Source organism: Nocardia sp. NPDC051900, assembly GCF_044452545.1.
Taxonomy (GTDB): Bacteria; Actinomycetota; Actinomycetes; order Mycobacteriales; family Mycobacteriaceae; genus Nocardia; species Nocardia sichangensis.
Map to the genome: position 1 here is coordinate 296,962 of NZ_JBITBU010000007.1, position 23,725 is coordinate 320,686.

A 23,725-nucleotide genomic window follows, 5' to 3' on the forward strand; every position below is an offset into this window, starting at 1 on the left:
GACGGATGCGGCACCGCCGGGTTAGAGCCTAACGACCGTCCACCCGGTCACTGTCCGGCAGGTCCGCCTCGACCACTTCGGCGTCGACGATGTCGCCCGCGGCGTGGTCGTGAGACCGACCGACGGTCTCGATCGCGGGCGGCTCGTCGACGAGTTCGGCGTCCAGCGGGGCCTCCAGCGCGGGCCGGTCGTAGTCGTCGTAGTAGTCGTCGTCCTCGTAGTAGTCGCCGTCGTCGGTCTCGTAGTAGCCGTCGTAGTCTGCGTCGTCGTCGGGGTAATCGTCGTACGGATCGGTGTAGTCCGCCGGTGGGACGCCGACCGGCACGAGGAACCAGCGGGCGAACGCCAGGCCCGCGTAGCCGGGGATCGCCAGCCAGGCGAACGTGACCGAGGCGAAGATCGGCAGGTGCAGGCCGACCCGGCCCACCTCGCCGAGTTCGCCGCCCGCGACCGCGCCCGCCACGGTCAGCGCGAGCGCGGCGAGCGCGGCGGAGACGAGCGTGGCCCACGGCGCACCGATCCGATCGGTGGAAGTGCGCGCGATGTCCAGCCCGCCGAGCACGCCGACCGCCGCGGGGATCATCAGCACCACCGGCCACCAACCCGCCGCCGGACCGGTCGGCACTGCCGCGAGCAACGGAAACGCCGGGATCGGGCCGCCGACGACGGAGAACACCCCGAACGAGGCGACGCCGATCTGCGCGCTGGAACCGACCAGCACACCGACGGTGTGGATCACCAGGTTCGGCAGATACGCCAGCGAGAGCAGCGTCAGGCCGAGGACGCCGCCGACATTGCCCGCCGACTGATACATGTCACCGAGCCGCGAAACGTGGGCGAGGAACGACACCACCACCACGGCGCTCGCGCAACCCAGCAGGCGCAGGACGGACCGGCCCGCGCCGTAGAGGCCGGAGACCGCCCAATCGGGCAGGCGCAGCAGCACGAACAACTCGCGCCGGAGACGGACGGCGATGCCGATGGCGGCGGCGAGCAGATACAACGCGGCGACCCACACGAAGGCGGCGAGGGTGTTCGGCGGTTGCAGCGCGATGACACCGGAAGCGTCTTCGGTGACCGCGAGGCAGACGATGGTGACCAGCAGCGGACCGCCCACCGCGGCGCCGACGATCCACCCGAGATCCGCTCGAGTGCATTGCGGTTCCACGGCGCGCGCGCATTCCCGCGCGGCCAGCCAGACCAGCAGGGCGGTCGGCAACAGCGGAAGCAAGCCGAGCGAGGTCTTGCCGATCACCAGCGGAACCTGGTGCACGCCCAACCAGGAGGCGGCGATCGCGCCGGAGGCGCCGTCCAGATCGCTGCCCGCCGCCAGGAGCGTGGCGAGCACGAGGACGACGAGGGTGGTCAGCCCGAAGGCGGACGGGCGGCCCGCTACGGCGATGAGCACCCTGGACCGCTCCGGGGTGAGGGACAGAAACCCGGCTTCGTCCGCGTCGGGGTGCGGCTGCGACGAGCGCGGCCCGCCGATCCGGCGGGCCGAGGAGTTTCTGGAGGAGCTCATGGCATTTCAGCGTGGCATCCTCCCCGGCGCGAACGGGTCAGGCGCGCCGCAGGCACGCGATCGCCGCACCGGGGAGGACGCCGCTGAGTTCCCTACTTGTTCTTGTCGTCCGAAGGGCGGAATGCCTGGGTGGCGTCCGAGGATGGGTCGCCGCTCTGCTCGCCGCCGAACGGACCGCTCTGCTGGCTCGGCTGGCCGGTCTGAGCCTGCTGCTGGCCGTAGCTCGGGGAACCGTAGGGCGACTGCTGACCGGACTGCTGCTGGCCGCCGAAGTGCTGGGTCACGCTCTCGTCGGGGCGCGGCTGCGCGCCGTACGGCGAACCCGGCTGCTGGGGCGCGCCGTAGGCCGTGGTCGGCTGGCTCTGCCCGTAAGGCGACTGCGGCTGTCCGTACGCCTGGCCCTGCTGGCTCTGTCCGTAGCTCGGCTGGCTCTGCCCGTAAGGCGACGGCTGCCCCTGCTGGGACGGGAACTGCGGCGGCGCGGACTGCGCGCCGTACCCGGCCTGCCCGTAGGGGCTCGCGCCGTAGCCGGGCTGCTGACCCGGCTGCCCGTAGGACTGCTGCCCCGGTCCGTACGACGGCTGCTGGCCGTAGCCGCCCTGACCGAACCCGCTCGGCGCGGCGGCGGGGCGCGGCGCGGGCGCCTTGAGGATGCCCACCTCGAACAGCGTCGCGGCGATCGCCACCGCTGCCTGCACGAAGGACAGCACGAGCAGGACGAACGCACCGACCTTCAGCTCGCTGCCCGAACCGAAGTTGAACGACTGGAACAGCAACGCGACGAAGCCCGCGGTCGAAGCCGCCGCGGCCGCACCGGTCCAGTTCTGCTTGGGCAGCAGCGACAGTCCGGCGAGCAGACCGCCGAGCAGCAGCAGGCCGAGCAGCGGCGAGCCGGACGCGACCTCGAAGAGGTTGGCCGTCTCCGTCGTGCTGACCGTGCGGCCGCCGATATCGATCGGCTTCCTGCCCAGGAACGGCAGGAAGCCGAGCAGGAAGTTGATCACGCCGAGCGCCGCTACGCCGACCACCAGGAAGAACGGCAGACCTTTGGCATCGGAACCGGTAGCGCTCGAACCTGAAGTGGCACCACCCGCGGCCGAACTCTGGCTGGATGGCGCTGAGGGCGAGGGTGTGTTGTACCCAGAGCCCCCGGTCGGGTAGGACATGTCGTCGTCTCCTAAATCGAGTCGTACATGGTCTTCACGGCTGGATTACTTCTGACGCTACTGCACTCCCTCGCCGAGGTCATCCCGCCGCGACGGCCGCGGCGAGCGGATTCGCCCGCATCACGGCAGGTCGCGGCGGTGTCCGGCGCGAAGCTCCTAGCGAGACCACCTACCGCTCCTTGAAACTGTTGCCCGCGATGGCGCTTTTCACACCACACGGATTCTCAATAGCGGGGAATTCCCGGTGACAACGAGATGAACCATCCGCCCGGCTGCCTCGTGATGGATAGCGAGGAGAACCGCGAGTGGCTGGACCGGACGCTCGGCTTCTGCCCAAGCCTGAGCCCCCGCCACACATGACGAAGGCCGCCCCCCGAATTCGGAGGCGGCCTTCGTGCACGGTGCGGAGATCAGGCGCTGATGCTGGCCTTCTCCAGGATCTCGCGAGCCAGCGCGGCGGTCTCGGACGGCGTCTTGCCGACCTTCACGCCCGCGGCCTCCAGCGCGTCCTTCTTCGCCTGGGCGGTGCCCGAGGAGCCGGACACGATGGCGCCCGCGTGGCCCATCGTCTTGCCCTCGGGGGCGGTGAAGCCTGCCACGTAGCCGACGACCGGCTTGGTGACGTTGGCCTTGATGTAGGCCGCGGCCCGCTCCTCGGCGTCGCCGCCGATCTCGCCGATCATCACGATCAGCTTGGTCTCCGGGTCCTTCTCGAACGCCTCGATGGCGTCGATGTGGGTGGTGCCGATGACCGGGTCGCCGCCGATGCCGATGGAGGTCGAGAAGCCGAAGTCGCGCAGCTCGTACATCATCTGGTAGGTCAGCGTGCCCGACTTGGACACCAGGCCGATCGGGCCCTTGCCGGTGATATTGGCCGGGGTGATGCCGACCAACGACTCGCCGGGGGTGATGATGCCGGGGCAGTTCGGGCCGATGATCCGGGTCTTGCCGCCCTTCTCCACGTTGTAGGCCCACGCGTAGGCGGTGTCCTGCACCGGGATGCCCTCGGTGATGACCACCAGCAGCGGGATCTCCGCGTCGATGGCCTCGATGATGGCGTCCTTGGCGAACTTCGGCGGCACGAACGCGATGGACACGTCGGCGCCGGTCTCCTTGATGGCCTCGGCGACGGTGCCGAACACCGGCAGCTCGACCGCGTTGCCGTCCTTGTCGGCGTGCGCGACGGTGGTGCCCGCCTTGCGCGCGTTCACACCGCCGACGATCTGGGTGCCCGCCTTCAGCATCAGCGCGGTGTGCTTGGTGCCCTCGCCGCCGGTGATGCCCTGGACGATGACCTTGGAGTCCTTGTTCAGGAAGATAGACATTTCTTTTCGTCCTTACTCGGCCGTCGTTATCGGGCGGCTGCCAGTTCGGCGGCCTTGTCGGCGCCTTCGTCCATTGTCTGCGCCAGCGTCACCAGCGGGTGGTTTGCGTCGGCCAGGATCTTGCGGCCCTCGTCGACGCGGTTGCCGTCCAGGCGGACGACCAGCGGCTTGTTGGCCTCGTCGCCCAGGATCTCCAGCGCCTTCACGATGCCGTTGGCGACCGCGTCGCACGCGGTGATGCCGCCGAACACGTTGACGAACACGCTCTTGACCTGGCTGTCGTTCAGGATGACGTCCAGACCCGCTGCCATCACCTCGGCCGAGGCGCCGCCGCCGATGTCCAGGAAGTTGGCCGGCTTCACGCCGCCGTGGCCCTCGCCCGCGTAGGCGACGACGTCCAGGGTGGACATGACCAGGCCTGCGCCGTTGCCGATGATGCCGACCTCGCCGTCGAGCTTGACGTAGTTGAGGTCGTTCTCCTTGGCCTTGAGCTCGAGCGGGTCGGTCGCGTCCTTGTCCGCGAACGCCTCGTGCTCCGGGTGGCGGAATCCGGCGTTCTCGTCGAGGGTGACCTTGCCGTCCAGCGCGAGGATCTCGTCCTGCGGGGTGCGCACCAGCGGGTTGACCTCGACCAGGGTGGCGTCCTCCGCGACGAACACCTCCCACAGCTTCTGGATGGTCACGGCCGCGGCGTCCAGCACGTCGGCGGGCAGGTGGCCCTGCTCGGCGATCGAGCGCGCGAACGCCAGGTCGACGCCCTTGACCGCGTCGACCGGAACCTTCGCCAGCCGCTCCGGCTTGGTCGCGGCGACCTCTTCGATCTCCATGCCGCCCTCGACCGAGCACATGGCCAGGTAGGTCCGGTTGGCCCGGTCCAGCAGGAAGGAGATGTAGTACTCCTCCGCGATGTCCTTGGCCTCGGCCACCAGGATCTTCTTGGTGATGTGGCCCTTGATGTCCAGGCCGATGATGTTCTGCGCGTGCGTGAGCGCGTCGTCCGGGGTCGCGGCGTACTTGACGCCACCGGCCTTGCCACGGCCACCGGCCTTCACCTGAGCCTTGATCATCACCGGCTTGCCGATTTCCTCCGCGATGGCGCGGGCGTCCTCGGCCGTGTCCGTGACGCGGCCCTCGGACGAAGGCACTCCGTGCTTAACGAAGAGCTCCTTCGCCTGATATTCGAAGAGATCCATGTACTCACCGTCTCGTCTGCGTTGTGATGACAACGTCTTTGTTGGCGGCCCGACGTCGGAAGCGGGTCGGGTCGGACTCTAACCAGTCACATGGAGGGCCAATCGGCCACGTTCATCCTAAGTGGCGCAGGTCACCCGGCGTCGTCCGGAGCGGCAAAACCGCTGGCCAACACTACTGGCGAGTAGGTTGCTGACACCGCGCCAGGTAGAGGACCGAACCCGGGAGCGCGCCGGAATCTACTACAATTTGTCGTTGAACGACCTCTCAGGGGTGCCCATACCGCAGTGAGATATTCCGCGGGCTAAGCGTGATGAATCTCACATGTTTGTTACGGAAGCTGCGCACCGCTTGTCGCGGCTCAATCGTTTCGTTACCGTCAATGCGGTCGATGTCACAACACGGTCACGACTAGGAGGACGGCAAGCTTTGACGCAGCACAGCGCTCCGCAGACGGAGAGCCGCTCCGCATTCGACCGATCGACGCCGCTGGTCAAGCGGCTTTCGAGTTCCACCAGCTTCACGATGTGGCACCGCCGATGAACCACAGTTCCACCTTCGCTCCCACTGATCGCTCGCGGACGGGACATCGTTACCGCCCCGACGACGAGTCCTTCGCCCCGGCGAGCTATGCCGAGCCATCGTTCGACCCGCACTACGCCGGGTACGAGGCTCCGCAGGGCGAGTACGACTTGCAGGCCGCCGGCGCCGGATACGGTTTCGAGACCGAGTCGCCCGTCCACGACGGGGGCTACGACCAGCCGGTCCACGCGAACGCGACGTCCGACAACTCCTGGGCCACGAACAACTCCTGGCCGCAACAGGATTGGGCCCAGCAGGAGGCCTGGTCCGATGGTGCGGCATGGAACTCCGGCGAGTCCTGGAACTCCGGCCAGGCGTGGAACTCCGGCGAGGCGTGGGCCGAAGAGGAGACCTGGGCGCCCGACGAGCGGGCCTGGGTGTCCGACACCGGCTGCTGGGCTCCCGAGGAGTCCTGGGCGACCGAGACCGCCGAGCCCGAATCCGAGTCCGACGAGGAGCCGGGCGCACGCGCTCTTCCGACCGTCATCCCGGGGCGCCGCGCCACGAACAAGCGCGGTGGCGCGCACCGGGTGGCCGCGCCGCCCGCCGCGCTCAAGGGACGCGCCGCGGTGGCGGCCGTCGCCGCTGGCGCTGTCGTAGCGGCCGGACAGGCCGCGTTCGCCTCGCCCGACCAGCCCTCGCAGGCGGTCGACTACGAAGCCGCCGGACAGATCCACGAGATCGCCGCGCAGTCGATGAACGTTGCCGACCCGACGGCGGCGCCGGACTCACCGCAGGTGCTGAGCGTCTCCGCGCCGGCCAACCTCGATCAGTTCAACGACATCCTGCAAAAGGGCCAGAAGTACGCCGAGGACCTCGCCGCCCAGGAGGCCTCGAAGCTTCGGCCGCTGTTCACCAGGTTCGCCGCGGGCACTTTCACCTCCGGCTTCGGCGCCCGCTGGGGCGTGCAACACCTCGGCATCGACATCGCGGGCCCGATCGGCACCCCGATCTACGCCGTCGCCGACGCCACCGTGATCGAGGCCGGTCCCGCCTCGGGCTTCGGCATGTGGGTCCGCCTGCTGCACGACGACGGCACCGTCACCATCTACGGCCACATCGACACCGCCACGGTGTCGGCGGGCCAGCGTGTGCTCGCCGGTGACCAGATCGCCACGATCGGCAACCGCGGGTTCTCCACCGGCCCGCACTGCCACTTCGAGGTCTGGTTGAACGGCACCGACAAGGTCGACCCGCTGCCCTGGCTGGCCACCCGTGGCATCAGCCTCGGCCCGCAGCGCGACTGAGCGACGCCTTGACGCGTGCCTGACGCGCCTTCCCAGTCGGCTGGCCGCGACCCGGCGGACCATGGATCGCACAAGCTAGAGGTGGATCGCGCGCCCCCCTGTGGCGCGAGACTTCGCCCGCGCAGCCTGGCCAGCGCATTCTCGTTGGGTCGAGGTGTGTCGCGGTACATGACGATGCACACGATTCCCCCGCGGCAGACATCGGGTTAGCGTCGAGCCCATGGCACGACGTACAACGACGTACACACAATTCATCGCGTTGCCTGCTGAACGGATCTGGGAGGTACTCGCCGATCCGCCGCGATGGCCGGAATGGAACCCGGGGATCGCGTCGGTGCGGCTGGACAGTCCGGTCGCAGTGGGCAGTACGGGAAGCTATGTGCCGCAGGGGCAGGCGCACCGCGCTTTGCACGGGCGCGCCGTGCTGCCGTTCATCGTCGCCGCTGTCCGGCCGGAACGGGAGCTGCGGATCGAGCAACCCGAACCGCTCGGGCGGATGCGGCTGACCTGGACGCTGACGCCGCGCGACGGCGGCACCGAAATCACCCAGCGGTTGACCTTCCTCGGCGCGTCGGCCGGTATGGCCCGGCTGCTCGAGGCCGCGTTCCTGGAAACCGATGTGCGGGTGTGTTTCGCCCGCTTGGCCCGCTCGGCCGGACTCGAGCCCGCCGCCGACGCGCTCACGGTGGTCATCCCGGGCGGCACCGGCGGGCTGGGCAGGCATGTCGCCGCCGACCTCACCTGTCGTGGGCATCGCGCCGTCATACTCACCCGCCGTCGCGATCCCCAGCTGCCGTTCGATCAAGCGGAGTGGGACGGCAATTCGGTCGGCGAATGGGTTGCGGCACTTTCCAATCCAGGACGGACCGCGATCGTCAACCTCGCCGGGAAGCTGGTCGACTGCCGACCGACACCGGAGAACGTCGCCGAATTACGCTCCAGCCGAGTGGATTCCACCCGCGCTCTGGTTGCCGCCGCCGCGACGCTGGACGCGCCGATCGACTACTGGGTGCAGGCGAGCACTACCGCGATCTGGTCCGATGCGGGCGAAACTCATTGCACCGAAAGCACTCCCCTGCCGATCGGGCTGCCGCAGATGACCGGCGTCGCCGAACCGTGGGAGCGTGCCTTCGACTCCGCTCGCGCGGCGCACTGGACGATTCTGCGCACCTCGATCGTGCTCGACCCACAAGCGCCCGCCCTGCGACGCCTCTCCCAGCTCACCCGAGCGGGCCTCGGCGGTCGAGTCGGTTCCGGCGAGCAGTGGTTCAGCTGGATCCACATCGAGGACTGGCTCGCGATCGTCCGCGCCGCACTCGGCCTCGATCCGGCGCTCGAACTGCCGAACGGAATCCTGGTGGCCGCCACCGATACGCCGGTCCGCAACCGCGAGCTGATGCGCGTCCTCCGCAAGCGCCTGCACCGGCCGCCCGCGCCGCCGACCCCGGAATTCGTGCTGAAGCTAGGCGCGCTCCTCCTGCGCTCCGATCCGGCCCTCGGTCTGACCGGCCGTCACGCCACGTCGGAGGTACTGAAGAAGGCAGGTTTCACCTTCCGCTACCCCACCCTCGACAAGGCGTTGGCAGACCTGCTGCCGCATTGACACCGCGAAACGGACCGGTCATGCGGCCTCTCCGGCAGGATGGTCCACGCCAGGGAAGTACGCACCCGTATCGCTCACGTCTACGCAGCGTCGGAGCCCCCGGACTGCTCCCCTACGATGCGTCCCGGGGAGCCCACTTGGACCGGACAGCGGAAACGAACGCAGCCGCTCCGCCCCAGCCCGGATCGATGACGATTTCGTATTCAGTGCTGTCGAACGCGTCCAACCGAACCACAGTGGTGTGGTTCTCATCGGTCGCGACAATCCGGCCATCGATCATCTGATCGACACCGTCCGCGAACTGTCGGATTCCATCCCAATCGAATGCCACTGCACCGGCGGACACCATCTCCTGGAACTGTGCCCAGGCGGGACGAGTGCTTCCGGTGGACAATCGACCGAACGTCCCGTCGAACTCCTCGACCACCCACCGCCAGTCGTTCGGCGGGAACAACTCGAGCAAATCGCGCAGGGGGACCAGCGTGCGCTGGGAGGTCCACATGGGAATCGTTTCGCTGATCATCAGGCGTCCTCGACGGTACAAGCGGGCTACGTCGCGAAGGCTACGACCATACGAGCAAGCCGTCACCCGATTTACTGGCGCGGCCGTTCTGGGTGCCGCGCGCCCAGTCCGGCATGCCGACGTGCGCCGAACCCATCCGGGCGGAGGTCACGACCACTGGTCTGGGCTGGAGAGCGTACTCGGGAACTCCGCGACGGCGGTTCGGCCGATGCCGCCGCCCTTGACCTCGTCCATGCGCAGGAAGGCATCCGTGATTCCCTGGACGGCACGGACTTCCGGCATGCCTACGTGCGCGGATTCGTCGATGCGCATCAACCGGGCCACATCGGACTGTGACACCAGCGCTGTCGCGGACAGCGCGGCGCTGTAGACGGATGTGCGCAGGAACGACCGCCGGTCGACGTCCGCTCGGCCCAACATACTGACCAGTGTGACAGGGTCGCATGTCATTTCGCCGCATGCGCGCAGGTAGGCGGCGACCACATCGGCCGAGGCGCCGCGTTCCGGTCTCCACATGACCCAGGTAGCTGCGCGAGAACGATATGCGGGCAGCCAGTTCGGCCAGTGAGAGCCCCGCCGCCTGCCTGGCTGCTCGCAGACGTTCCCCGATGTCAGGAGCAAATCCCCCGTCCGTCCCCATGCGTGGATCGGTAGACGCGCTGTAGCCGTTTTCCCAGTCCAGAGCGAACTTTGACGAGCGAGAACAGCAGGGGTGCACGCGATGGGGTTCAACTGGTGGCGAGACGGCGAGCAAGACGACATGTCGGCGCAAGCGATCATCGATCGCGTAGCCGCCGAGTGGCGCGCCGCCCGCGAACGCGAACGGATCAGCGCCGAGCGGCCCGACGCCGGGCTGTGGCCTGCCGGTTGGCAAGAAGCTCCCGAAACGCCGTTGAGCGTTCCGGAAGCGCATCAGACCATGCAACGGCACAGGGCGAGATCGTCATGGGTCCAGAATGACGCACCAGCGCGAGAAGGTCGGAGTGTCGAGAAAGAGCACGAGAAGGGCCGGGTCTGCGCGCATGGTGGTGACGGACGGAGGACAGCGGCCGCTCTACGGCGCCGCCGCGATCGCGAGGGCGACCAGCGCGACGACCTTGACGCCCTCCAGGCCGATGTACCAGTAGTGGGCGTGGGAGCGCGGCAGTTCCTCGCCCGCGAGCACGCGATCGGAGCGGCGTGAGAGCGGCGGGCGCACCACCACGATTTGAACGGCCAGCACTGCCGCGGCGAGGCCCAGCCACGCCCACGTCGCCGCGCCGGGGCCGACGATCACTGCGGCGAGCACCAGCAGCACCGCGAGCACGGCCTCCACGGTGTTCAGCGCGCGGAACACGAGGCGGCCGATGCCGAGCCCCAGCGGCAGCGTGACCCCCGGTGCGCGGAACTTCAGCGGCGCTTCCAGGAACGAGATGGCCAACACCATGCCGAGCCAGAGCATGGGCAGGAACCACAGGAGATGCTGTGCGATCGTATCCACGCGGCGGACGCTACCGGCGCGACACCGGCAAGGGCAGGGTCGAAAGGCCCACGCGGCTCATAGCTTGACCAACGTCCGGCTGTATTGCGGGATCAACCGAATCTTGCCCGCGGTGCCGAAGTCGATGGTCACCGTGGCCAGTGGGCCGAAGCCCTCCGCCGCGATCACGCGGCCGAGACCGTACTTGTCGTCGCTGACCCGATCGCCAACGGCGAGGACCAGATTCGTGTTGTTGCGGGTCGCGCCGCCGGGAGCGGGCCTGCGCGGACCGCGATCACGCAAGCCGGGACGCGGCTCCGCCCAGCCGTCGCCGCGGGTCCAGTCCCGCTCCAGCCCGTCGTCGTCCCCGCCACGCCGCCGCAGACCCCTCGTCGCGGGTGAACCGGCGGGCTCGAGCCGACGCCAATCGATGAGATGACCCGGAATTTCCTGCAGGAAACGCGATTCCGGGTTCGACACCGGCTGGCCCCAGCCGGAACGCACCACCGCCCGCGTCAGATACAGCCGCCGCCGGGCCCTGGTGATGCCGACGTAGGCGAGGCGGCGTTCCTCGGCCAGCTCGGTCGGATCACCGAGTGCGCGCATGTGCGGGAACTGCCCGTCTTCCCAACCCGTCACGAACACCACCGGGAATTCCAGCCCCTTGGCGGTGTGCAGCGTCATCATCGTGACCACCCCGGAGCCCTCGTCCGGTATCTGGTCGGTATCGGCCACCAGCGAGACGCGCTCGAGGAACGCGGCGAGCGAACCGGGATCCGGCTCGCCTTCGCCCACCTCGGGCAACAGCCCCTCCTGCCGGGCGGCCTCCGCGTTGTTGTGCGCCTCGGAGCTGAACTCGCGCGCGACGCTGACCAACTCGTTGAGGTTGTCCAGCCGGGCGCCGTCCTGCGGGTCGTCGGACGCCTCCAACTCGGCGCGATAACCGGTGCGCTCGAGCACCGCGTCGACGACGTTGCCCAGGTCGGGGAAGTCGGACTCCGCTTGTTCGCCCGCGGCCCTGATGTCGTCGAGCAATTCCAGGAAGCCTGCGATGGCGCGCTGAGCGCGCGTGTTCAGCAGCGCCACCTTGCCTTCGGCGGCGTCGCGCAGGGCGGCGGCGAAACCGATCCCGCGCTGTTCGGCATGGACCGCCACACAGGCTTCGGCTCGGTCACCGATGCCGCGGCGGGGCGTATTGAGGATGCGGCGCATGCTCACCGCGTCCTCCGGGTTCTCCAGCACGCGCAGGTAGGCGACCACGTCGCGCACCTCTTTGCGCTCGTAGAAGCGGACGCCGCCGACCACCTTGTAGGGCAGGCCCATCCGGATGAAGATCTCTTCCAGCGCGCGAGAGTTGTTGTTGGTGCGGTAGAACACCGCGACGTCGCCGTAGTTGGCCTCGCCCTGGTCGACCAGCCGGTCGATCTCGCGGGCGACGAAGGACGCCTCGTCGTGTTCGTTGTCGGCGACGTAACCGGTGATCAGGTCGCCCTCGCCGGAATCGGTCCACAGCTTCTTCTCGCGCCGGTTCTCGTTGCGCGAGATCACCGCGTTGGCGGCGGAGAGGATGTGCTGGGTGGAGCGGTAGTTCTGCTCCAGCAGAATGGTTTCGGCGTCGGGGAAGTCGCGCTCGAACTCCTCGATATTGCGGATCGTCGCGCCGCGGAAAGCGTAGATGGACTGATCGGCGTCACCCACCACACACAGTTCGCTCGGCGGCACCCGGTCCTCGTCGCCGCCTTCCGCGTGGTGGCCGACCAGCTCGCGGATCAAGACGTACTGCGCGTGGTTGGTGTCCTGGTACTCGTCCACCAGCACGTGCCGGAACCGGCGGCGGTAGTACTCGGCGACCTGCGGGTGGTGCTGCAGCAGCGCCACGGTCTCGCCGATCAGGTCGTCGAAGTCCAGCGCGTTCGCCGAGCGCAGTCTGCGCTGATACTCGGTGTAGACCTTGGCCACCAGGCCGGGCAGCTCCGTGTCGTCCGATTCCGCGTCGGCGGTGGCACGGGCCGGGTCGATGAGTTCGTTCTTGAGGTTCGAGATCGCCGTCGCGAGCAGGCGCGCCGAGTACTTCTTGACGTCGATGTCCAGGTCGCGGCTGATCATGGTGAGCAGGCGCCGGGAATCGTCGGCGTCGTAGATCGAGAAGTTCGAGTTCAGGCCGGGCAGCAGCGCCGCCTGGGTCCGCAGGATGCGGACGCAACTGGAGTGGAACGTCGACACCCACATGGCGTTCGCCCGCGGGCCGACCAGCCCGGTCACCCGCTCCCGCATCTCCGCGGCGGCTTTGTTGGTGAACGTGATGGCCAGCACCTGGCCCGGCGTGACGCCGCGGGCGGCCAGCAGGTAGGCGATGCGGCGGGTGAGCACGGCCGTCTTGCCCGAGCCCGCGCCCGCCACGATGAGCAGCGGGGATCCGGTGTGCACCACCGCCGCGCGCTGCTGCGGATTCAGGCCGTCGAGCAGGCGCTCGGCCTCCTCGGCGCGCCGCTGTTCCCGCTCGACGCGCTGCCGTTCGCGCTCGGCGTCCGTGGGCGGCGCCTCGGGAACGGAGGCAGGCTGCCACCCCTCCACCGCGTTACCGCCGGCAAGCTGCGGTTTCGATGTCGGATCCGGGTGCACGACCCGACCGCCCTGTGTCTTGGGAGCCACCGTGATGTCCATCGTCCATCCACGCTACCGGCGGGCACCGACAGAGATGAAGCCCCGGGTGCCATCGGTATCGGTTCGGCGCCGGTCGACTGAACGGCGGGTGAACTCCCCCTGGTGGGAAGGGCGGGCGAAACGACCTGCGTTTCTCGAGACATTGCCAAACGTATACGTTTTGCATACCCCCCTGCCCGTGGCACACTGGCGACATGCTCAGCGCTTTCGCAAGACATCCGATTCGGCTGCCAGCCGAACGCCGGGATCGCGGAGCCTGTACCTGAGCACGCCTTCTGGGGGGACAATACAAGGCCCCACCAGGTCTGTTTCACGGTGAAAGAACTGATCGGTAACGAGCCGTCGGCACCCGCCGATCCATGTTCTGACACGAGGAGATGAATGATGAGCACCCCTGCCACGACGACCGGGTCCGAATCCGCGCTGCCGCAGACCGAGGCCGAGATCGACAAGCTCCGCAAGGAGATCGACCGTCTCGACGCGGAGATCCTGGCCGCGATCAAGCGCCGGACAGAGATCTCCCGGATCATCGGCCGGACGCGCATGGCGTCAGGCGGGCCGCGCCTCGTGCACAGTCGCGAGATGAAGGTGCTGGAGCGCTTCAGCGAGCTCGGCCAAGAGGGTCACACCCTCGCCATGCTGCTGCTTCGCCTCGGCCGCGGTCGTCTCGGCCACTGATCTGACCCCACGCGGCGCTCGCGAGACCGTCGCTTTCGAATAGACCGCCCCGGGCTATGCCACCCGGGGCGGTCGCTTCATGTCCGCCCGGGCCGCCTACCACCCGGGGCCGACGGTCTCCAGGCCGTCGGCTCGGTGGATGGTGCCCCACCGACGCTATCCGGGGGCCGCGGCCGGTCCATCACCTGCGGTGGAATCGTTCAGTGCCCGCAGGTCGGCCCTCAGCTCTGCTTCGAGCGGTTCGGCATGCGAGCGCATAACGGGATGCACATGGCGAAGATGCTCGAGGTCTTGATTCGTCCGTTCGATCGCGGCCGCTCGTTCCGCGGGGCTGCCCTCCGCCGCGATCGTGCGATTGGTCAGGACACGCCAATCCACTCCGGATTGGTCCAGCGCCTGTCGCAACGCCGGACTGGGTGACTGGTGCAACCCGATGAAATCTATGTCCGCGGTTGTGAGATCGAACATCTGGGCTTCGATGAAATGGCTGGCGCGAAAATCTGCTCCGAGATAGTCGCGGCCGATAGGAGCGAGATCGCGCACTCCGACGCCATAGGAATATTCCGACGGGTTGTCCAGGGGGGAGGGTATCGCCCGTTCCCTTTCCACCAGCGAGTCACCGAACGTGATGGTCGTTCGTGACCGGACCTCCGGCTTCAGGTAGATCTGATTGTCGCCGTAGTTCAGCTCCGACAACCCATCGATCATGCCATCTTGGGAAGGACGCACTCCGTCCACGGCAACGTAGCCGTAGACGGGCGGGTTGTCGTGGACGTGCGGGCCGAACCACTCTTCTTCGGCATGAGCGCGAACGCCCACGGGGTTGCGGCTGCCCCTGATTCGCCCTTCCTCGAGGAGTGCCACGAGTTTGTCGTCGCGGACGCGGATGGCGAGCGGTTTCCCGTCGAGCGCGTCCTTCAGTTCACGCCGCATCTGCTCGCGTAGGTCGGCGCTGTCCCGGCCGAGAGAAGCCGCTGTTTCCTCGATTCTCCGGTCGATGATGGCGTATTGCTCCAGCCGGGACAGCCGACGGTTGGCTATGAAGTCATACAGGTCCTCGTCGGTCGGTCCGTTCTCGCCGAAACGTCGATTCAGTTCGGCTTCGAGTCTCTGTCCGGCCCGGCTCAGCGACGCTCGGTCCGGCGGCGGGGGGCACAGATCCCGCCCGGGACCGGTATCGCCACCTGCCGCGCGTCGGATCGCGAGCGCACCGTCGGCGTCACCGTGCGTGTGCACATCGACGACTTGCCGGGAAGCGCGGGCCGCGCCTGTTTTCATGTCCGCGAGGCCCTCGGCTTCCCTCTTGGTCAGCCGTTTCAGATCGTCCACGGCCCGCAAGAAGGCTCTGACGATGCCGTTGCTCAATCAGGCGTCACCGGCACCCGCACCTTCTCACAGTCAGCCCCTTCGCCGCCTCCTCGGACCTCAGGTAGAGGCTAGTGTCGATGATCGACGAAGTCGTCCCCCGGAAAGCAGGGGGCTGCGCGGTCGGCGCCGACAGGCCGGATTCGACCCTCAGGTGCGCGATCGATCGCCTTCAGTGGCGCGGAATCCGCGGCACTCGCTCACGTGAGCGCGATGTATTTGGTGGAGAGGTACTCCTCGATGCCTTCGGTGCCGCCCTCCCGGCCGAAGCCGGACTCCTTGACGCCGCCGAAGGGGGCGGCGGGGTCGGAGATGACGCCGCGGTTGACGCCCACCATGCCGGATTCCAAACCCTCGGCGATGCGCAGCGCGCGATCGAGGTCGCGGGTGTAGACGTAGCTGACCAGCCCGAATTCGGTGTCGTTGGCGGCGGCGAGCCCCTCTTCCTCGGTGTCGAAGCCGACGATCGGCGCGACCGGGCCGAAGACCTCCTCGCGCAGGATCCTGGCTTGCGGCGGGACGTCGCGCAGCACGGTGGCCGGGTAGTACCAGCCGGGGCCGTCGGGCGCCTTGCCGCCGATCAGCACCTGTGCGCCCTTCGCGACGGCGTCGTCGACCAATTCGCCGACCGTGCGCAGTTGCTCCTCGTTGATCAGCGGGCCCAGCGTCGTGTCCGGGTCGGCGCCCGGCCCGAGCCGCACACTGCTGGATATCGCCTCGACCAGCTTGGTGGTGAACTCCTCGAGCACGCTGTTGTGCACGTGGAAGCGGTTGGCGGCGGTGCACGCCTCGCCGCCGTTGCGCAGCTTCGCCAGCATCGCGCCCTGTACCGCGGCATCGACGTCGGCGTCGGCGAACACCACGAACGGCGCGTTCCCGCCGAGTTCCATCGAGGTGCGCAGCAGCCGGTTCGCGGATTTCTCCACCAGCTTCTTGCCCACCTCGGTGGAGCCGGTGAAGGTGAGCTTGCGCAGCCGGGCGTCGTCGATCAGCGGTTGGGTCACCGCGCCGGAGTGGCTGGAGGTGAGCACCGAAAGCACGCCGTCGGGCAGTCCCGCCTCGCTGCACAGCTTGCCGAGCAACAGCATGGTCAGCGGCGTCGCCGATGCGGGCTTGACGATCATCGTGCAGCCCGCCGCCAGCGCGGGGCCGATCTTGCGTGTGCCCATCGCGAGCGGGAAGTTCCACGGCGTGATCGCCAGACAGGGACCTACCGGCTGCTTGTGCACCATGATCCGGCCGGTGCCCGAAGGCGCGTGCAGATAGCGCCCGTGCACGCGGGCGGCCTCCTCGCTGAACCAGCGGAAGAATTCGGCGCCGTAGCGCACCTCGTTGCGGCTCTCCGGCAGCGCCTTGCCCATTTCCAGGGTCATCAGCAGGGCGAACTCCTCCGCGCGGGCGGTGATCTGCTCGAACACCGCGCGCAGGACCTCGCCGCGCTCCCTGGCGGGCGTGGCCGCCCACTCGTCCTGCACCGCGACGGCCGCGTCGAGCGCGCGCAGCGCGTCCTCCGGCGTCGCGTCCGCGACGTTCGCCAGCACCTCCCCGGTCGCCGGATTGTGCACCGGGAAGGTACCCGCACCGGTGGCGTCGACGGCCCGCCCTCCGATCCACAACTGCGTCGGCACGGATTCGAGAAGTTCACGTTCGGACACCATGCGGCCAGCCTATGCCGCGAGACGTCATCCTGGAACGGACGCGGACCCCGGATCGGACCCCCTCCACCGCATGGGCTCGCGCGTTGTGCCCTCATGTGCACGGTCGCGGTAAGTCCGGTGTGGCAACGGGTGTTCACCTTCGACGCCGATTCGACCGACTCTCCGCGCCCGCAGCCGTGCGCGCGGCGGTGCCTGCTTGTAGTCTCGGCGAACGTGAGCAGCGACATCACCGCGACGGCGGCATGGCGGAAACTGCACGATCACCACGGCACCGTCGCGGGACGACACCTCAGGGAGTTCTTCGCCGACGACCCGGCCCGGGGCAGCGAGCTGACCGTCCAGGTCGCGGACCTGCGCATCGACTACAGCAAGCACCGCGTGAACCGCGAAACCCTGCATCTGCTGGTGGAATTGGCGCGCGAGGCGGGCGTGCCCGATCGTCGCGACGCGATGTTCCGTGGCGAGCACATCAACACCTCCGAGGACCGCGCGGTCGGCCACGTCGCGCTGCGGTTGCCCGAAGGCGAGACCATGGTCATCGACGGCGTCGACGCGGGCGCCGAGGTGCACGAGGTGCTGCGGCGGATGGGCGAGTTCACCGACGCGCTGCGCTCCGGCGCGTGGCGGGGAGCGACCGGCGAGCGCATCACGACGGTGGTCAACATCGGCATCGGCGGATCGGATCTGGGTCCGGTAATGGTGCACCAGGCGCTGCGGCACTACGAGGACGCGGGCATCGGCGCCAGGTTCGTCTCCAACGTCGATCCCGCCGACCTGGTCGCGAAGCTGGCCGGGCTCGACCCGGCCACCACCCTGTTCATCGTCGCGTCCAAGACCTTCTCCACCCTGGAGACGCTCACCAACGCGACCGCGGCCCGGCGCTGGCTGGTCGCCGCGCTCGGTGAGGACGCCGTGGCCAAGCACTTCGTCGCGGTGTCCACCAATGCCGAGCGGGTCGCGAGGTTCGGCATCGACACCGCGAACATGTTCGGTTTCTGGGACTGGGTCGGCGGCCGCTACTCGGTGGACTCCGCGATCGGCCTGTCGGTGATGGCGACCGTCGGCAAGGAGCGCTTCGCGGAGTTCCTCGCCGGTATGCACGCGGTGGATCGGCACTTCGCCGAGGCGCCGCTGGAGGCGAACGCTCCGGTGCTGCTCGGCCTGCTCGGTGTCTGGTACTCGAACTTCTTCGGGGCGGAATCGCATGCGGTGCTGCCGTACTCGAACGATCTGGCCCGCTTCCCCGCCTACCTGCAGCAGTTGACCATGGAGTCGAACGGGAAGTCGGTCCGCGCCGACGGCACCCCGGTCTCCACCTCCACCGGCGAGATCTTCTGGGGCGAGCCGGGCACCAACGGCCAGCACGCCTTCTACCAATTGCTGCACCAGGGCACCCGCCTCATTCCGGCGGATTTCATCGGATTCGCCCAGCCCACCGACGATCTGGCGACCAGCGACGGCACCGGCAGCATGCACGACATCCTGATGAGCAATCTGTTCGCGCAGACCAAAGTGCTCGCCTTCGGGAAGACCGCGGAGGAGATCGCCGCCGAGGGCACCGATCCGGCGATCGTGCCGCACAAGGTGATGCCGGGCAACCGTCCCTCCACCACCATCCTCGCGCCGCGACTCACCCCGTCGGTCGTGGGTCAGCTGATCGCGCTCTACGAGCATCAGGTGTTCGTGGAGGGCACGATCTGGGGCATCGACAGTTTCGACCAATGGGGTGTCGAACTCGGCAAACAGCAGGCGCTCGCCTTGGCGCCGCTGCTCACGTCGGCGGAAGACCCCGAACCGCAGGACGACTCGTCGACCGATTCGCTCATTCGCTGGTACCGCGCCAACCGCTGATCGCGTGCGACGCTCGGCGCTAGTCGCCGCCGCCCGTCGGACGGTTGCGCTGCGCCTCGTTCAACTGCTGGATGATGTGTGAGGTCGATATCGCGATCAGGATGCCGATGACGCCCAGGTCGAAGGCGACCTGCACCATGGTGGCCACCTTGGCGGCGGTCCCGACCGCGTGCACGTCGCCGTAGCCGATCGTGCCCAGCGTGACCATCGTGTAGTAGAGCGCGTCGGTCCGCGTGTGCAGGCCCTCGAACTGGCCGGGTGCGCGCGATTCCAGCACGTAGTAGTACAGGGCGAAGAACGTGACGACGACACAGACCACGAGCAGGACGTCGTTGATGCGCCCGACGGTCGCGCGCGGATCCATGATGTACCGCCGGATGCGCCACCGGGCCAGCCAGATCAAACCCGCGACGCCGACGACGAACGCGAGCAACGCCGACACGCCGGACAACCGGCCCAGATGCAAAGCCTTCAGCGGCAGGAAGTAGTAGAACAGCAGAGCGCACACCACGGCCAGCAGGTTGTGCAAGGCACGCGACAACCTGCCGACTGCGCGATTCTCCGTCATTCCTCCATCATCGGCCCAGGTGGAGCGCAAGAGACGCCGCACGCGCCGGACGATGCGCGTTGCGATCCCAGGGATGCGTCGGCTACGAGACGCTCGGATCGACTGCTGATGCCCGGGGCGGACCGGCCACCGCATAGCCTCCCGCATGCCAGCGCAGCAAGAGGTCGGCGCGCTCGCGGGTGGTCGCGACCAGGTCAGCGTTGCGTAAGTCGCTGTGGTGCACTTTGTCGTGTGCCGCCGCGGGAGTGCGGCCACCGCGAATGTGCCGGTCCAGCAGGCGATTCTCGATCACGTCGCGGGCGGCGTCCAGGTACCAGCACTCGTCCAGCAATGGGCGAACCGCGGACCACCGCCGCGTCCCGAAGTCGTCGAGCAGCAGGTAGTTGCCCTCGGTGAGGACGATGGACTGCCGGTCGAACACCACGCCACCGGGAACCGGGGCATCGATGGACCGGTCGAATGTGGGCCACGGCACCGGCTCGCCTACCGGAGTGGTGCGCAGGCGGCAAAGCTCCGAAACGTAACCGTCGACATCGAAAGTGTCCGGCTCACCCTTGCGCGCAAGGCTTCCTGCCGCCCGCAGGACGTCGTTGGACAGGTGGAATCCGTCCATGGGCGCGATTTCGGCGACCGCTCCGTCCACCTCGGTATTGATCGCGTCGCGCAACGCGATCGACAAGGCGGATTTGCCCGCGCCGGGCGGCCCCGTGATGCCGAGCAGATACCTTCCCCGCCCGGCCCGATCCAGCACCCGCCGGACCAACCAGCTCAACGGTCTGTCGACGAACTGCCCTGCCACCGCCGCCACACTACCGGCGGTCCACCGCTTCGGATCGCCACTTCCGCTGACCGGCGCTCGCCTCGCAAAGGTATCCACACTCGTCCACAGCGTGATGCCGCGCGCGCTTGCCCGGCTCCAGCTGGGCAAGGCGCGGATCATGCTCCAGGAGGGCGGGAGCGGACGCGTATGCGACGCGGGCTTGTCGCCGTGTCCGTTCGCGGCGCTGCCCCCGTGGTTCCGGTCCACGAGAACAACGCGGCGATCACACGCCGGCGCGAAGGCGCTGGCGTACCTGGGCGGACAAGTCGGCCGCTCGGTCGCGCAGCGCTTCGGCGAACGCACCGCGAGAATCGGCGGCTCCGCGGTCGCCGCGATGCGCGATGACCGTGCGCCGAACCGCGGCGGGGTGGTCGATGCGCAGCAGCGCGACGGTCGGCGGCAGCACGGGGACGGCGATGCCGGGGACCACCGTGATACCGAGTCCGGCCGCGACGAGACCGAGTTTGGCGAACCAATCACGCGCGACGAACGCGATGTCCGGCTCCCAGTCCGGGTCGCGCCAAGCACCGAGGAGGGTGGCGGACGGCTCCTGGCTGCCCGCGATCCATCGCTCATCGCGCAATACGTCGGGGGTCGCGCTGGTGGCGCCCGCGAGCGGATGCGTGGGCGGGACCGCGACCAGCAACGGATCGTCCACCAGGGGTTCGATCTCCACGCCGGAGGGCAAGGGGTCCGGCGCGGTCACCACGGCGAGGTCGAGGCGTCCGCGCGAGACGGCGGTGAGCAGTCTGGGACTGAGCCCCTCGCGCAGCGAGATCCGCACCTGCCGGTCACGGGTCGCGGAGATCGCTCCGGGCACCAAGGCGGCCATCGCGGTGGAGAACGCACCGACGCGCAGGCGGCCCGCCGGGCGCGCCGTGAGATGACGGATGTCGTGCCGGGCCTGCTCCAGTTCGCCGAGGACCACGTCCGCGTGCCGCAGCACGATCCGCCCCGCCTCGGTGGGCTGCACGCCGCGGGCGTGTCGCTCGAACAGCGCGCGGCCCGCCGCCCGCTCCATGAGCGCGATCTGCCTGGACACCGCGGACTGGGTGTAACCGAGGTTCTCCGCGGCCGTCGAGAAGGACCCGCAGGCGGCGGCTTCCCGCACCACGCGGAGACCGGAGACGGTGAACTCATCCATGCGCAACGCTCATACCACATATGTGAGACAGTCGCTTGTCGCATATCTCGGACGCCCCTAGCGTCGTGGGCATGACCGCGATCGACAACAAGAGGCTGCTCACCGAGATCTTCGAGCAGATGTCCCTCGGCAATACCCGCGCACTCAGCGACGCCATGGCCGACGACTTCCGCTGGGTCTTCCCCGGCGACTGGTCCTGGAGCGGTACGTGGCAGCCGAAATCAGCTGTGCTGGAAGGACTCCTGCGTCCGCTCATGGCTCAGTTCGCCGAATACCGCTCGGCCGCGGACATGATCGTCGCAGCCGACGACCGCGTCGTCGTGCAGGCCCGCGCCGAGGCCGTGACCACGCGCGGGGAGACCTACAACCAGACCTACTGCTTCATCTTCCGGGTCGCCGAGGGAAAACTGCGCGAGGTGGTCGAGTACTGCGACACCGCGTTGGTCGAACGCGTGCTGACCCGCCCCGCCTGAGATGTAGGACTCAGCCTCGCCAACCCGCGATGAGCAAGTCGGTGAGTCGGCCCAAATAATCCGGCTCGATCGGGATCCCCACGATCATCAGCCGCCAATAAAGCGGTCCGGCGAGCATGTCCAGCGCCAGATCGATGTTCAGATCCACGGGCAGCTCGCCGCGGGCGATAGCCCGCCGCAGCATGTCGGCGGCCCGCTCGCGCCGCGTGTCCCGCGCACCGACCAGAAGCGACTGCGCCAGTGTCGGATTGCGCGACGCCTCCGCCAACAGATCGGGAATAACCCTGGCCGCCAACGGATGTGACAGCATGCTCGCCGCCGACTCCAGATAGGCCCGGACATCACCGCGCAGGGTGCCGGTGTCCGGAGTCTCGGCGGCCGCGACCGCCAGAGTCGAGGCGAGAGCGGCCACCATCTCCTCCTTCGATCGCCAACGCCGGTAGACCGTCGGCTTGCTGACGCCGGCCCGCCGCGCCACCGCCTCCATCGAGAGCCGGCCGTAGCCGACCTCTGCCAATTCGGCGAGCACCGCTTCGGTGATGGCCTCCGTCACCTGCGGTTGCATTACGGCGGCCCCGGCGGGACGGCGTCGTTCGGCTGTCATGCCCCCATCATGCCACGACGATACGGTTGCGTTTACACGTAGTTGTAATTTACGGTTTCAACGTCGATACGCCATCGTGTTGACGTAGTCGGATAGACGTAGGAGATTCCGGTGAAGTTCCTGTTCGATGACGAGTCCTTTGCCTTCGAGGCGCTGCGGACCGCCTGCTTCGCCGAGTTCGGCGGCGCCGATCTCGGCGAGGTGCTGGCTGTCGCACGCGCCGTTCCCGACGGTGACGAGGAGGCATGGTGCACACAGTGGACCGTCGCGGGAGACCGGGCGCGCGCGCTCGGAGGTAGACAGGCGCTGCTGCGCGCCTCGAACTACTACCGCACCGCCGAGTTCTTCCGCCGCGACGATCCGTTCCACGATCCCGTCGCGAAGGACCTGTTCGCACGGGCCCAGGACACCTTCGCCGAAGCCGCCCAACTCATGGACACGCCCGTTGAGGCAGTCGAGATCCCTTACCAGGACACCCATCTGCCCGGCCTGCTGTTCCTGGCTGACGACTCCGGCGCACCCCGGCCGACCATCATTCTCACCAGCGGCTTCGATTCCCCGGCCGAGGAGGCGTACTTCGCCCTCGCGGCCGCGGCACTGCCGCGCGGCTACAACGTCCTCGCCTACGACGGCCCCGGCCAGGGTGCCGCGTTGCGGCATCAGCGATTGTTCTTCCGCCCCGACTGGGAATCGGTCCTCACCCCGGTCGTGGACTACGCGTTGACGCGGGCAGAAGTGGACGCCGAGCACGTCTACCTCTACGGCTACAGCCTCGGCGGCTTCCTGACCCCGCGGGCCGCCGCCTTCGAACACCGCGTCGCCGGGCTGATTCTCGACGGCGGCATCTACAGCTACTACGACGTGAACTTCGCGAGCATCCCGGCCGTCGCCGCCGAGTGGGTCATGGCAGGCCGCGATGACGTCGCGGATCCGGTCGCACATCTGATGATGGCCAACCACACCGGCACACGGTGGGCGCTGCGCAACGGCCCGTGGTCCTTCGGCACCGCCACCATTTCCGAATATCTGCGCCGCACAAGGGAATACACCCTCGACGGCCTCGCCGATCGCATCACGGCGCCCACCCTCATCTTCGCCCCGGACAACGACCACTTCTTCGCAGGCCAGCCCGAGCGCCTACACCGCGAATTGACCTGCCCCACAACGTTGGTTCCCCTGCACAGTGTCGATGGCGCCGGGGAGCACTGCGCCTACGGCGCCCGTTCCACTCTGCTCCACCACATGTTCACCTGGCTCGACGCCCTCTGAGATCTGCGGCGTG

At 68.3% G+C, this 23,725-nt stretch carries 20 protein-coding genes and 1 pseudogene; 6 read left to right on the forward strand and 15 right to left on the reverse strand.

Annotated elements, in window-relative coordinates:
* Nucleotides 1-28 precede the first annotated feature (28 nt).
* The 4 genes from ACIA5H_RS14405 to sucC all read right to left on the reverse strand — a co-directional run bounded on the left by ACIA5H_RS14405 (nucleotide 29) and on the right by sucC (nucleotide 5,206).
* Nucleotides 29-1,522, reverse strand: a complete 1,494-nt coding sequence (locus ACIA5H_RS14405; RefSeq protein ID WP_397076362.1) for a DUF6350 family protein — start codon at nucleotides 1,520-1,522, stop codon at nucleotides 29-31.
* 92 nt (nucleotides 1,523-1,614) lie between these two features.
* Nucleotides 1,615-2,688, reverse strand: coding sequence for a DUF5336 domain-containing protein (locus tag ACIA5H_RS14410; protein WP_379250739.1), 1,074 nt, complete (start codon nucleotides 2,686-2,688; stop codon nucleotides 1,615-1,617).
* A 410-nt stretch (nucleotides 2,689-3,098) separates the two neighbouring features.
* Nucleotides 3,099-4,013: a succinate--CoA ligase subunit alpha gene (sucD, locus tag ACIA5H_RS14415; RefSeq protein ID WP_379250737.1), complete on the reverse strand. Its 915-nt coding sequence runs from the start codon at nucleotides 4,011-4,013 to the stop codon at nucleotides 3,099-3,101.
* 26 nt (nucleotides 4,014-4,039) lie between these two features.
* Entirely contained in the window at nucleotides 4,040-5,206 is a 1,167-nt protein-coding gene (sucC, locus tag ACIA5H_RS14420; protein ID WP_039801161.1) for an ADP-forming succinate--CoA ligase subunit beta, read from the reverse strand.
* A 537-nt stretch (nucleotides 5,207-5,743) separates the two neighbouring features.
* On the opposite strand from sucC, the gene ACIA5H_RS14425 reads away from it, so the two are divergent.
* Both ACIA5H_RS14425 and ACIA5H_RS14430 read left to right on the forward strand, forming a co-directional pair.
* On the forward strand, nucleotides 5,744-7,033 hold the full coding sequence (locus ACIA5H_RS14425) for a M23 family metallopeptidase (protein ID WP_397076365.1): 1,290 nt from the start codon (nucleotides 5,744-5,746) through the stop codon (nucleotides 7,031-7,033).
* Nucleotides 7,034-7,253: 220 nt separating this feature from the next.
* Nucleotides 7,254-8,636 (forward strand): DUF1731 domain-containing protein, encoded by a 1,383-nt coding sequence (locus tag ACIA5H_RS14430; protein WP_397076367.1) that lies wholly within the window; start codon nucleotides 7,254-7,256, stop codon nucleotides 8,634-8,636.
* A gap of 112 nt (nucleotides 8,637-8,748) precedes the next feature.
* Here the strand turns inward: ACIA5H_RS14430 and ACIA5H_RS14435 are convergent, their stop codons facing one another.
* The 5 genes and pseudogenes from ACIA5H_RS14435 to pcrA form a co-directional block, all read right to left on the reverse strand.
* Nucleotides 8,749-9,159, reverse strand: coding sequence for a hypothetical protein (locus tag ACIA5H_RS14435; RefSeq protein ID WP_397076369.1), 411 nt, complete (start codon nucleotides 9,157-9,159; stop codon nucleotides 8,749-8,751).
* A gap of 147 nt (nucleotides 9,160-9,306) precedes the next feature.
* Entirely contained in the window at nucleotides 9,307-9,579 is a 273-nt protein-coding gene (locus tag ACIA5H_RS14440) for a hypothetical protein (protein ID WP_397076494.1), read from the reverse strand.
* An 82-nt stretch (nucleotides 9,580-9,661) separates the two neighbouring features.
* A pseudogene (locus ACIA5H_RS14445) lies at nucleotides 9,662-10,072 on the reverse strand (multiprotein-bridging factor 1 family protein); the annotation flags it as partial.
* A 141-nt stretch (nucleotides 10,073-10,213) separates the two neighbouring features.
* Nucleotides 10,214-10,639: a hypothetical protein gene (locus ACIA5H_RS14450; RefSeq protein ID WP_397076371.1), complete on the reverse strand. Its 426-nt coding sequence runs from the start codon at nucleotides 10,637-10,639 to the stop codon at nucleotides 10,214-10,216.
* A gap of 57 nt (nucleotides 10,640-10,696) precedes the next feature.
* Nucleotides 10,697-13,282, reverse strand: coding sequence for a DNA helicase PcrA (gene pcrA / locus ACIA5H_RS14455; protein WP_397076373.1), 2,586 nt, complete (start codon nucleotides 13,280-13,282; stop codon nucleotides 10,697-10,699).
* Nucleotides 13,283-13,666: 384 nt separating this feature from the next.
* On the opposite strand from pcrA, the gene ACIA5H_RS14460 reads away from it, so the two are divergent.
* On the forward strand, nucleotides 13,667-13,960 hold the full coding sequence (locus tag ACIA5H_RS14460) for a chorismate mutase (protein ID WP_062977356.1): 294 nt from the start codon (nucleotides 13,667-13,669) through the stop codon (nucleotides 13,958-13,960).
* 156 nt (nucleotides 13,961-14,116) lie between these two features.
* Here ACIA5H_RS14460 and ACIA5H_RS14465 read toward each other — a convergent pair whose 3' ends face one another.
* On the reverse strand, nucleotides 14,117-15,325 hold the full coding sequence (locus ACIA5H_RS14465) for a hypothetical protein (RefSeq protein WP_397076376.1): 1,209 nt from the start codon (nucleotides 15,323-15,325) through the stop codon (nucleotides 14,117-14,119).
* Between the two features lie 200 nt (nucleotides 15,326-15,525).
* Nucleotides 15,526-16,983 (reverse strand): NAD-dependent succinate-semialdehyde dehydrogenase, encoded by a 1,458-nt coding sequence (locus ACIA5H_RS14470; RefSeq protein WP_356963818.1) that lies wholly within the window; start codon nucleotides 16,981-16,983, stop codon nucleotides 15,526-15,528.
* 213 nt (nucleotides 16,984-17,196) lie between these two features.
* Between ACIA5H_RS14470 and pgi the strand changes: the two genes are divergently transcribed.
* Complete coding sequence (gene pgi, locus ACIA5H_RS14475) at nucleotides 17,197-18,834, forward strand: glucose-6-phosphate isomerase (RefSeq protein ID WP_355074667.1); 1,638 nt, start codon at nucleotides 17,197-17,199, stop codon at nucleotides 18,832-18,834.
* Between the two features lie 19 nt (nucleotides 18,835-18,853).
* Here pgi and ACIA5H_RS14480 read toward each other — a convergent pair whose 3' ends face one another.
* The 3 genes from ACIA5H_RS14480 to ACIA5H_RS14490 all read right to left on the reverse strand — a co-directional run bounded on the left by ACIA5H_RS14480 (nucleotide 18,854) and on the right by ACIA5H_RS14490 (nucleotide 21,366).
* Nucleotides 18,854-19,402, reverse strand: coding sequence for a potassium channel family protein (locus ACIA5H_RS14480; protein WP_355074669.1), 549 nt, complete (start codon nucleotides 19,400-19,402; stop codon nucleotides 18,854-18,856).
* Between the two features lie 82 nt (nucleotides 19,403-19,484).
* Nucleotides 19,485-20,201, reverse strand: coding sequence for a nucleoside/nucleotide kinase family protein (locus ACIA5H_RS14485; RefSeq protein WP_397076379.1), 717 nt, complete (start codon nucleotides 20,199-20,201; stop codon nucleotides 19,485-19,487).
* 244 nt (nucleotides 20,202-20,445) lie between these two features.
* Nucleotides 20,446-21,366, reverse strand: coding sequence for a LysR family transcriptional regulator (locus tag ACIA5H_RS14490; RefSeq protein WP_397076381.1), 921 nt, complete (start codon nucleotides 21,364-21,366; stop codon nucleotides 20,446-20,448).
* A 71-nt stretch (nucleotides 21,367-21,437) separates the two neighbouring features.
* Between ACIA5H_RS14490 and ACIA5H_RS14495 the strand changes: the two genes are divergently transcribed.
* Nucleotides 21,438-21,839, forward strand: a complete 402-nt coding sequence (locus tag ACIA5H_RS14495; RefSeq protein ID WP_397076383.1) for a nuclear transport factor 2 family protein — start codon at nucleotides 21,438-21,440, stop codon at nucleotides 21,837-21,839.
* A gap of 10 nt (nucleotides 21,840-21,849) precedes the next feature.
* On the opposite strand, the gene ACIA5H_RS14500 is transcribed toward ACIA5H_RS14495, so the two are convergent.
* Entirely contained in the window at nucleotides 21,850-22,443 is a 594-nt protein-coding gene (locus tag ACIA5H_RS14500) for a TetR/AcrR family transcriptional regulator (RefSeq protein WP_397076386.1), read from the reverse strand.
* Nucleotides 22,444-22,554: 111 nt separating this feature from the next.
* On the opposite strand from ACIA5H_RS14500, the gene ACIA5H_RS14505 reads away from it, so the two are divergent.
* Entirely contained in the window at nucleotides 22,555-23,712 is a 1,158-nt protein-coding gene (locus ACIA5H_RS14505) for an alpha/beta fold hydrolase (protein ID WP_397076388.1), read from the forward strand.
* Nucleotides 23,713-23,725: the final 13 nt, after the last annotated feature.